At 51.9% G+C, this 9,322-nt stretch carries 9 protein-coding genes, 2 tRNA genes and 1 pseudogene; 3 read left to right on the top strand and 9 right to left on the bottom strand.

Annotated features, from left to right (window positions below):
• Positions 1-150 precede the first annotated feature (150 nt).
• Both J1782_RS03345 and J1782_RS03340 read left to right on the top strand, forming a co-directional pair.
• Positions 151-804 (top strand): HAD-IA family hydrolase, encoded by a 654-nt coding sequence (locus J1782_RS03345; protein WP_165058569.1) that lies wholly within the window; start codon positions 151-153, stop codon positions 802-804.
• A 118-nt stretch (positions 805-922) separates the two neighbouring features.
• Positions 923-1,201, top strand: coding sequence for a hypothetical protein (locus tag J1782_RS03340; RefSeq protein ID WP_371819739.1), 279 nt, complete (start codon positions 923-925; stop codon positions 1,199-1,201).
• Positions 1,202-1,277: 76 nt separating this feature from the next.
• Here the strand turns inward: J1782_RS03340 and J1782_RS03335 are convergent, their stop codons facing one another.
• The 6 genes from J1782_RS03335 to J1782_RS03310 form a co-directional block, all read right to left on the bottom strand.
• Positions 1,278-1,535, bottom strand: coding sequence for a YdgH/BhsA/McbA-like domain containing protein (locus J1782_RS03335; RefSeq protein ID WP_152324634.1), 258 nt, complete (start codon positions 1,533-1,535; stop codon positions 1,278-1,280).
• A 239-nt stretch (positions 1,536-1,774) separates the two neighbouring features.
• Positions 1,775-2,656 (bottom strand): type I 3-dehydroquinate dehydratase, encoded by an 882-nt coding sequence (gene aroD, locus J1782_RS03330; protein WP_152324635.1) that lies wholly within the window; start codon positions 2,654-2,656, stop codon positions 1,775-1,777.
• 102 nt (positions 2,657-2,758) lie between these two features.
• Positions 2,759-4,300 carry a NosD domain-containing protein gene (locus J1782_RS03325; protein ID WP_217152418.1) on the bottom strand — a complete coding sequence of 514 codons (1,542 nt, stop codon included), beginning with the start codon at positions 4,298-4,300 and terminating at the stop codon, positions 2,759-2,761.
• Between the two features lie 225 nt (positions 4,301-4,525).
• Entirely contained in the window at positions 4,526-5,245 is a 720-nt protein-coding gene (locus J1782_RS03320; RefSeq protein WP_217152417.1) for a DUF554 domain-containing protein, read from the bottom strand.
• Complete coding sequence (locus tag J1782_RS03315) at positions 5,242-5,862, bottom strand: UbiX family flavin prenyltransferase (protein ID WP_152324638.1); 621 nt, start codon at positions 5,860-5,862, stop codon at positions 5,242-5,244. The genes J1782_RS03320 and J1782_RS03315 overlap by 4 nt, the downstream gene beginning before the upstream one ends.
• Positions 5,863-5,888: 26 nt before the next feature.
• Positions 5,889-7,376, bottom strand: coding sequence for a UbiD family decarboxylase (locus tag J1782_RS03310; protein WP_152324639.1), 1,488 nt, complete (start codon positions 7,374-7,376; stop codon positions 5,889-5,891).
• Positions 7,377-7,532: 156 nt separating this feature from the next.
• On the opposite strand from J1782_RS03310, the gene J1782_RS03305 reads away from it, so the two are divergent.
• Positions 7,533-8,420: a LysR family transcriptional regulator gene (locus J1782_RS03305; protein WP_152324640.1), complete on the top strand. Its 888-nt coding sequence runs from the start codon at positions 7,533-7,535 to the stop codon at positions 8,418-8,420.
• A 218-nt stretch (positions 8,421-8,638) separates the two neighbouring features.
• Here the strand turns inward: J1782_RS03305 and J1782_RS26310 are convergent.
• From J1782_RS26310 to J1782_RS03295, 3 genes and pseudogenes are all read right to left on the bottom strand, one after another.
• Positions 8,639-8,828 (bottom strand): annotated as a pseudogene (locus J1782_RS26310) (helix-turn-helix domain-containing protein).
• 50 nt (positions 8,829-8,878) lie between these two features.
• Positions 8,879-8,954: transfer RNA gene (locus J1782_RS03300), tRNA-Thr, on the bottom strand.
• Between the two features lie 220 nt (positions 8,955-9,174).
• A tRNA-Thr gene (locus J1782_RS03295) sits at positions 9,175-9,250 on the bottom strand.
• Positions 9,251-9,322: the final 72 nt, after the last annotated feature.

The following is a 9,322-nucleotide window of genomic DNA, read 5'->3' as shown; positions in this document are numbered from 1 at the left end:
TTATTCTCCGATCATTTTTTGGGATCTTCATCACAGGTTGTAAAAAACACAGAGAGGTCATTTTATTTATATAAAGGCCGTTTTATTACTATTTTAATTGTCATATTGCTCACTAAGATAAGGTCAGACATTTTTCAACGGAGTGGCAATATGCACTGCAACGCGCTGATGTTTGATCTGGATGGAACACTCGTGACTTCTCTCGATTTTGTCGAACACTCATGGAATCGTTGGGCTGCGCAATACGGACTCGATATCGAAGAAGTGCGCCGCTTTTTGCACGGAAAACCAGCGATGGCGACGTTAAGACATTTTCTTCCGGATGCCGGAGAAGCCCAGTTGCAGGATATTTTCCTGACACTGGAAGATTATGAGGCGACGCATACCGAAGGTATTACCGCATTGCCCGGCGCCAGGGAATTTCTTGCGCAATTAAATACATTGGGTGTGCCGTGGGGGATCGTGACTTCAGGATCATTCAACGTCGCATCTGCACGGATCGCCTGTTCAGCTCTGCCTCCCCCGCCAATTCTGATCACCAGTGAAAACATCACCTGGGGAAAACCTCATCCGCAGCCATTTTTGCTGGGTGCCAGCCGCCTCGGCGTTGAGCCGTCAGAATGTATCGGGTTTGAAGATTCAATCGCAGGATTAACGTCAGTTCAGGCCGCAGGATGTCAGGTGGTGGAAGTCAAAACGCCGCATTCCGGACACCACAATCTGCGGATAAAGCCCGTCATTGAGGATTACCGCAGATTGCGGATAAAGGCGTTATACGATCATTTTTACCTGAGCTTTCATTAAACCTCAGGCCATCAGTTTCCGGATACTGACCACAGAGACGGCTTAAGCAGATTCGACCTCCCGCAAACATCCGATACATTTAAAAAAGCCGAGTGGCTCACATAAACGGAAAAAGTTCGTGGATAAGATAATTTGGCTTAAATCGAATGTCACTGGCAAGGAGGTGGGAATGGAAAGGTACCAAAATCGTGGAGGTAATTCGGGTATCGTCGCTTTTTTAACAACGGAAGATTCAATTACGGTGAAGTTTAAAGATGGCTGGCATTACATCTACAACTCCATTCGCCCCGGTCTGGCAGATGTGGACCGCATGAAAGCGATGGCGAAAGCAGGCAGCGGCCTCCATGGCTTTATCAACCGCAAGATCCGCAATAACTATTTCCACAAGTATCATTGAGCACGGCATGATTTCGTAAATTGCAGACACGAAAAAGGCGGCAACCGCCGCCTCTTCTGCTTATTGCTGTGACATCTTATTTGTATAGTTCAGCGGTACCGTACATCTGGTTATTACCGGAAGCACCGATGATGCGGTATGAACTTGCACCGGCTTGTTCAGCTTTGGCATTCAGTTGTGATTGCAGGCTTGGCAGTGAACCGTATGTTGATGCGCTGACCACACCTATGGTTTGCTGACCGGCAGGTGCGGACTGAACCTCAGTTGCTGCCAGAGTGGTGAATGAAGCGGTAGCCAGAGTCAGAGCGGCGATGGTCATTGCGATATTTTTCATGATGTTAATTCCTGTTCGTTAATTTAGTTTGGGATGCCTTCTTCAGAAACCCCGGTTTCAGGTCAACGTTATTTATTAATTAACGTTCGATAAGTAAATACTAAGGGCTGATGAGACTTTGTGCAAGATATTTATTTAATGACCGTTAACTAAATGTGCGATCGCGTTCTGAAGCGGGCAGGAAAGGGATGAACAGACTGAAAAACGGCAGAGGCGGTAAACGCTCTGCCGCAGGAATATCAGTGGTTTGCGATAGCGGCGTGCAGGGTTTGCATTTCTACGTCCAGCTGATGTGCTTCTATCTGCCCCGGTGCCGACGGCGTGCCAAGCATCCCGAAGGTGAGATCGTCGCCAAATACTTCACCGGAAAGACGCGATACCGCACCCAGACCGCCCATCGACATGGTCAGCAACGGTTTGAGGGAATACTTATCGCGGATCTGCGCAGTGGCGTCCATCAGGGTGACAACATCTTCAGGATTGTGCGGCATCACGGCGATTTTCAGGATATCCGCGCCCATGCTGTCTTGCTTGCGCAGTCGGGTAACGATTTCGGCGACCGATGGCGTTTTGTGGAAATCATGGCTGGACATCACCACTTTGATCCCCGCTTTGTGTGCGGCGGTAACGACTTCCTTAACCACTTTTGCATCGCGGAACATTTCGACGTCGAGAATATCGATGAAATGGTCTTTGATCAGCGACAGATACAAGTCGCCATACGCTTTATCGCTGATGCTTTTCACGCCACCTTCTGTCTGTGTGCGGAACGTCAGGATCAGCGGTTTACCGTCAGCGGCCGCGGCAACCTGTTTGCCTAATGCGCCCACTTTGGCGGCATCAGTGGCGAAATCCAGGTAGTCGATACGGTATTCAATCAGGGATGCATCGGCGTCAGCGCCGATAGATTTAGCCTGGGCCAGGACCTGTTCTGCCGTGCTTCCGGTTGTCGGAATGATGATTTTTGGCACGCCTTCGCCAATCACAGTATTACGAATGGTGATAGGCACCGCGTGGCGTTGCAAGACTGCCGCCTCTGGTGCACTGGTTTGGGCAGCCATCGCGGTACCCTGGAGACTGAGTAATAGGGAAAGAGCTAATAAACTTTTGGTTAAACTCATTATCGTTTTTCCTGTTGACCATCGTGACGCGTCTGCCGGGTGGAAAATCCAGCCGGCGACGTTTTTTATTTGCAGGGAATGCACGTTGTCAGGACAAAAGTTTTACTTCAGCGCAACCGGTTTACTCAGTGTGGAAGTGGCACCGTCGCTGGTAGTGGCGGTTGAGGTAACATTCGCCACCTGCAAATCTGCCGCGACGTTAATCTGGTCGTGAATGACGCCCTGCCCTTTGGCATTGATGGGCACCATCTGATAACCCAAATAATTTTCAGCTTCATCCTGTGTGGATTTGCTGTTGGAGAAGAACTCAACGCGGTACAGCGTATTGGCTTCGCCTTTCACCTGACCGTCGATGGTCAGCGCGTTCTGTCTGCGGCTTACGCGGGTAATCGCCGGAGCCTGCTGATCTTTATTCGGGGTTTTCTCGCAGTCTGCTGACGGGCCGTCAATCGCGCAGATTTTTTCGAGTTTGCTGGTGTCGTTACTGATACCGCCGCCACGGTTGCCTGTGAAGGCCGCGTGTTCCAGACCCGGCACGTTAAAGACGATAGCGCCTGCAAAACCGTCCAGACAACTGCCGCCGGCAAAGCAGCGTTTAACCGGTTTACCGTTATCAACCATGATGTTAGCCGTAATGCGGTTCACCGCAGGTCCGGTGATGCGGTTGATGCCGAATGCGCCATTTTTACCCGGTTCGCCCTGCGGACGCACGGAAACGGCTACGCGGTTGCCGGTCATGATATTGCTGTCGACGATATTTCCGGTGCCGCTCAGCGTGACGGCAGAGGACAGATTGGTGAAGGTATTACCGGCGATATAATTGCGGTTCCCCCAGTTAAGCTGCACGCCGTCGGAATAGTTTTCAAAATGGTTATGCAGCACTTCGTTATCATTCCCCCACAGCATTTCCAGCCCCTGAGAAGGTTCTTTATTATTTACGTCGTCGGTCGTAATAAAGTTTTCCGCAATCAGGTTAAATGACGCACCGCGCGTCGCTTCCATCGCATCACCATTATTAATGAAGGTATTGCGGATAATTTTATTACGCTCGGTGGTGGTCGCGGTGGAATTCCCTTTGCCGTCATCGCCGGTCATCATGATGCCAGCACCACCGTGGTTGCCCACGATACGGCTGTCTTCGATGACGTTATTTTTAGCGCGGTTAATCAGAATTCCGATACAGAAGTTGCGGACTTCGATGCCCTGCAAAGTCACGTCATGGGTATCGCGTAAAACAAGACCTGGCATGGTGGTAGTGCGGACGTTTGCGCCATACTGGCCGCTGACCGCACCCGGACAGGATTGCGGTTCGCTGCCTTTGATATAACCGGAACCGTCGATGGCAGCGTATTTGCCATTTTTCTGCCAGTCGAGATTTATGATATCCACCGGCCCGAGAATTTCCGGCAGCGGTTTAACCGGTTTAATCACTAGCGGCTGATTATCGGGGGACTGAAGCTCAATGCGATAATGTCCGGCGTTCTGGTTATTTTTCTCCAGTGCCCAGCGCAATGTGCCTGCGCTGCCATCATCGGCGGATGAGGTAACTTTTAAAACTTCTGGTGCGGAATTAATCGTTTCTGCTGCAAAGGAAGTCAAAGGCATTAATAATGCCAGCGTAACGGAAAGTTTATTTTTTATCATGACAGAACCTGTTTCTTCTTAGATAAAAACGCATTATTTCCAGTCCCTGGATCCCTGTCATTCTCAGAAAGGACGCAGCAGCAAGCCACCGCGTGCGATTGAAATCACTGGTGTATTTAATTTTCAAACATGACTTTCTGAAATAACGTCATCCATCATTTTTATTTCCCGCACGCGCAGTCGCCCGAACATGCGGTTTAACGTCTGTTACTGTCTGCTGCTTAGTTAGAAAAAGTGAGTCCACAGGGCGGATATTGGCATCGCCAGTAACAGCGCGGGCAACATATTGGCCACCGGGAAAATCTTAATACCGCAGATTCGAAAACCGGTCGCGAACATCAGTACACCCCCAACAGCGGAGAAATCGGCCTGCATGGCGGGCGTGGTCAGCGGCAGGATAAACACCGCGCCGTACGCCAGCAGCAGCTGGATGATTAATTGCGGAACCGCCACCACGGCGACGGCGAAACCGAGCGTGGTGGCAAAGATCGCCGCAGTGAACAAATCCAGAAACGATTTGGCAATCAGCACGCTGGTGTCGCCGGTCATGCCTTCGTGCATCGACCCGAAAATCCCGGTGCCGCTGGCGCAGAACAACACAATGATTGCCACGTAGCTTTGCAGGAATTTTTCCTGAGATTCCCGATCGCCCGGATCGGATTTCACAAACACCTCAACCAGACTGCGGGCTTTACTGCCCAGTTTGCCGATGCCTTTTTCCAGATAACACAGTTCACCGAGCAGCGCGCCGAGGATCACCGACAGCACCATCACCGGCATATGGCTGAGTTTTACCACCAGAACGACGCCCATACACATGGACGCCGCGCCGAAAATCAAGGGCATAGACGTACGGATGCGCTCCGGCAGGCGGTGACTGAGCACCGCGCCGACAATGCCGCCAATCAATACGGCGGAGCCGTTGATATAAGGTCCGATAATCATGAGTCTTTACTCCTGGTCATTAACTTCATGTTTTCACCCCAGCGAGGCAAATCGGCACAGTCCAGATCCAGCAGACCCAGCGCGCGCGCCACGCTATGCGCAATAATTTCTTCAACAGTTGTCGGCCTTGCGTACAGGGCAGGCACCGGCGGAAAAACAATTGCGCCGGATTCCGTCACCTGTTGCATGTTACGCAGATGCCCCGCATGCAGCGGCGTTTCACGCACCATCAGTACCAACCGGCGCCGTTCTTTTAATACGACATCAGCCGCCCGCGTCAGCAGATTATCCGTCAGGCCGGTCGAAATAGCCGCCAGGGTATGCATCGAACAAGGCGCCACCAGCATGCCGAGCGTACGGAATGACCCGCTGGCAATCGCCGCCCCCACCGCGCGGAAGGGATAAACCACATCCGCCAGTTCCGCCACATCCGTTTCAGTCAGCGTGGTTTCGTGCTCACGGTTGAGATGCCCCGCCGGGGAGATCACCAGATGCGTTTCCACATCCAGCTGGCGCAGGTAACGCAACGCCTGAACGCCATAAGAGAACCCGGACGCGCCACTGATCCCGACGATAACGCGGGGTTTCTGTGGTGCCTTTAATGCAGACCCTGACATGCTGTTTCCTTATTGTTTATTACTGATCACTTTTTAGTAAAACCCGGGATAAAGCGGTTTACGTCCACTTCGAGGAACTCGCTGCGGTGGAAATTCGCTTTCAGGTTATAAGGTACTGTGCAGTCGAAAATGGTTTTGCAGGCAATACCGTGGTCGCGCACCGACGGGCTGAAAGCCGGATCGGATGACGGATCGAGCGGATGGCAGCGCACGCCCGGAATAAAGATGGTGCTGACATCGCCCTGATAGCGGGTGGTCATCGCCCAGATAACGTCATTGAGATCAAAGATATCGACATCTTCATCCACCAGCATGACGTGTTTCAGCTCGGAGAACGCTGAGAACGCCAGCAGTGCCGCCTGACGCTGACGACCTTCGTCAGCCGCAAAACGTTTTTTCACCTGCAATACCGCCAGGTATTTACCGGTACCCGGTGACGGACAGTGAACGTTCTGCACAAAGCCCGGCAGCGCGCGTTCAACCATCTGCAGGATACTGGCTTCAGTCGGAATGCCCGCCATATTGGTGTGTTCATCGCTCGGCCCGATGCAGGTTTGCAGGATCGGATGGCGGCGGTGAGTGATCGCTTTCACTTTAATCACAGGCACTTCGGCTTGCGCGGCACCGGTATAACCCGGAAATTCAGGCATCGCTTTGCCGGTATTGGTGTTCTGGTCTTCGCGAACCCGGTAGTTCGGCAGCAGTTCGCCTTCAATCACAACTTCGGCGTTAGCGATACCGCGCGCCTTCACGGTCAGGCAATCCACCAGTTCTACGGCCTGATTGCGCAGGCTGCCCGCGATGGACAGTTCGTCAAAACCCAGCGGCGTGGTTGGCGGCTCAAAGCACGCACCGATTTCAATCGCCGGATCCACACCGATGCTGATTGAAATTGGCAGTGGTTTACCGGCCGCTTCGGCTTTCTGACGGAACACGTCCAGATGACGGCCCGGCACGAAATACATGGAGATTTCATCTTTACTCTGCACGCACAGGCGGTGAATGGTGACGTCATGCTCACCGGTTTCCGGGTCGGAGGCGTAGCACATGCCGAGGGTGAAATACGGACCGGCATCTTCCGGCGTATTGGTCGGCGCTGGCAGGATTTTCAGAATATCGAAATCCGGGTCAGTCGCCAGATGAACCACTTCCTGACACACCGCTTTTTCGCGTGGAATAACGATGGGCGCGATAGGATTCGACACGGAATCTTTCAGCATAAACGCCAGATTTTCCGGTGTGGTGCCGAACAGACGAGCCACGCGTTTGCGTGAAGACAGCAGGCCAATCAGCACCCGCATGTCGTTATAGCCTTTGACCTTATTAAAGATCATTGCCGGACCGATTTGGGTCGGACGTTTAACGGTGCCGTGGGCGCCTACGTAGCGGTATACACCGGATAATTCCGCGATCGGATCCACGGGTTCATCGGTGTAGATCAGTTCGTCGTCGTACTGGCTTAAGACCTCCAGTGCGGAACGGAGATCAGTCACTTTTTTTTGTTCTTCAGACATCTCAATGGCCCTTAAAGTCAGGTAATCGGGGGTGCAGCGGAATGTGCTTCTTTGCCGCTGCCCGGTCAGTTTGCAAAGAATCGGTGATAAGAGTCCAATAACATTACCCGGCTCTTTGATAAGGGATTATTATGAGAAAAACGACACGGAGAACGTATGGATTACCGACAATTACACTCATTTGTGGTGCTGGCAGAAGTGCTGCATTTTGGTAAAGCCGCCCTGCAACTCAACATCGCGCAGCCCGCATTAAGCCAGCACATCAAGGCGCTCGAACAGTCACTGGGGATCCCGCTTTTTACCCGCGACAAGCGCCATGTGGCGCTGACTTTCGAGGGGCAGCAGCTGGTAGAAGAAGCGCGGATTGCCATCAACCATTACGAGAAATTTCTCGAAAATGCGCGCAGTTTACGGCAGGGTTTTAAAGGACAGCTGAAGCTCGGCTACGTCGGATCGTCGATACTGGATCCGGCGCTGGCGCTGTTAATTAATGGTTACCGCAAGAAAAAACCGGATATTGAGATCGTTATTGAAGAACATAACGTTCACGAGCAGCTAACACTTCTGCTCAATTATCAACTTGATATCGCCCTCGTCCGCTCGCCGGTACCGAAGTACCCGGAACTGGAATATCTTGACGTCGCAACCCGCCCGCTGATTGCCGTTCTCCCGCGCAATCATCCGCTGGCTTCCGATCAAAAAATCGCCCTTTCCTCACTTTCCGAATGCCCTTTCCTTATCCAGAGAGATCCGCCCGGCGTCGGCCTTGGGTGGTCCGCGATGAACGCCTGCCAGAAAGCCGGATTTGTCCCCCAGAAAATTCAGTTTACGCGGGATGTGTCAGTGGCTATCGGGCTGGTCTCAATGGGAATGGGCGTCGCGCTGGTGCCGGAAACGCAGAGATCGGTGATGATCCCCGACGTGAACTACTGCTTCCTGACCGACTCAGGCGCGACATCCACCCTGACCCTGAGCTGGCAGCGACACCAAAAAAATAAAGCTCTGGCGGATTTTATTCGTTATGCAAGGGAGTTGACGGTTTAGGGGGATTGAGCGACGGGGGTTAGAAACGGCCGAGATTTCTATCTGCCGCTTGAATATGCCCTGCCAGGAAAACAGTCAGGCGATGAAATTTTGCCTTTTGTACATAGCCGGGCAAAGGCTTACAGTTTCTGGCTGATAGCCGGTGATTCCTAAGATTGAACAGTATCAGACGGCTTTTTACTTTCATGAAATTCAATAATCAGCGCAGCCAGCTCGTCTTACTCTGCATAAAAATAGGCAACGGGCACATCTGATACTTTGGCGATTCGGCTCACCGTATCCTGATCGGGCTGATGCCTGCCCTTCTCATATTGATTCAGAAGCTTCATCGAGCCCCGCGAGTACACCAGGTTTGTACTGAGAAAGTCCCGAACGCAGACGCGCTTCCTTGAGTCTTTTGATCAACATAATGTCGGAGTTAACCTTTATTTCCTGAAGGGATAATCTGGAACACTAATTGGTGCCGATAATAGGAGTCGAACCTACGACCTTCGCATTACGAATGCGCTGCTCTACCCACTGAGCTATATCGGCTTTTTGAGGGATTGCCGGAAGACTACGGAGTGACAACTTATTCCTTACCGACGGCGCCCGTCAAGGCTCTGACGGAACGTTTGGTGAGATCTTAATCACCCTGCGCACGTTATGGATATTGAGTTTATTTTGGCGTGAAAAAGCGGGCTGATAACAGCAGGACATCGCCGGAGCGTAGAATATTAACGTTTTGATATTTCTGGGATTAGGATCTTAAAAATGGTGCCGACTACCGGAATCGAACTGGTGACCTACTGATTACAAGTCAGTTGCTCTACCTACTGAGCTAAGTCGGCTTTTTGAAGTGTTACCGGGGAACTACGGGGTGCTAAATTAGTGAAATCTGACGCTGACGTCAAGCCCCTGAA

The sequence above is a fragment of the Rahnella sp. BCC 1045 genome, assembly GCF_019049615.1.
In the GTDB taxonomy this organism is placed as follows: domain Bacteria; phylum Pseudomonadota; class Gammaproteobacteria; order Enterobacterales; family Enterobacteriaceae; genus Rahnella; species Rahnella contaminans.
The sequence above is the reverse complement of the archived record's forward strand: the minus strand, read 5'-3'. Positions and strand labels throughout refer to the sequence as shown.